Source organism: Imperialibacter sp., assembly GCF_040222815.1.
Taxonomy (GTDB): domain Bacteria; phylum Bacteroidota; class Bacteroidia; order Cytophagales; family Cyclobacteriaceae; genus Imperialibacter.
In genome coordinates this window covers 1-848 of the sequence record NZ_JAVKCH010000021.1, presented here as the reverse complement: position 1 = coordinate 848, position 848 = coordinate 1, and the positions used below count along the sequence as shown (strand labels likewise).

1 tRNA gene and 1 rRNA gene are annotated in these 848 nt (G+C 52.0%); both read right to left on the bottom strand.

Annotated features, from left to right (window positions below):
• Nucleotide 1: 1 nt before the first annotated feature.
• Nucleotides 2-78: transfer RNA gene (locus RIF36_RS09810), tRNA-Ile, on the bottom strand.
• A gap of 213 nt (nucleotides 79-291) precedes the next feature.
• Nucleotides 292-848: ribosomal RNA gene (locus RIF36_RS09805) — 16S ribosomal RNA — on the bottom strand; the annotation flags it as partial.

Genomic DNA, 848 nt, shown 5'->3' with positions numbered 1-848 from the left:
ATGGTGGGCCTGAGAAGAGTTGAACTTCTGACCTCACCCTTATCAGGGGTGCGCTCTAACCAACTGAGCTACAGGCCCGTAGTAGGTTTTTCGCTTTGCTAGTTCTGAATGCATATGCATTCAGTTAAATCGCCGTAATTCTCATTTAAGAGCGCCAACCCGGCTTGAGCGGCTTACAGCAATTGACTTTAGCTAGGCTAAAACAATTTCGAGATTTGGAAGGGATGCGCGGACAGCGCCATGGTCTTTTCTTTTGCTAGAGAAGGTAGATTAAATCCACCCTCATCCTTGAAAGGAGGTGATCCAGCCGCAGGTTCCCCTACGGCTACCTTGTTACGACTTCACCCCAGTCGCTGACCTTACCGTGGCCGGCTGCCTCCAGATAAATCTGGTTAGCCCACCGTCTTCGGGTAAAACCAACTCCCATGGTGTGACGGGCGGTGTGTACAAGGCCCGGGAACGTATTCACCGTGGCATGCTGATCCACGATTACTAGCGATTCCAACTTCATGCACTCGAGTTGCAGAGTGCAATCCGAACTGAGATAACTTTTTGGGATTCGCCACTTGTTGCCAAGAAGCAGCCCTCTGTAGTTACCATTGTAGCACGTGTGTAGCCCAACCCGTAAGGGCCATGAGGACTTGACGTCATCCCCGCCTTCCTCCGGCTTGTCACCGGCAGTCTCCCTAGAGTGCCCAACTAAATGCTGGCAACTAAGGATAGGGGTTGCGCTCGTTGCGGGACTTAACCCAACATCTCACGACACGAGCTGACGACAGCCATGCAGCACCTGTCACCTATCCAGCCGAACTGATGAAAACCATCTCTGGTAATCGCGATAGGGATGT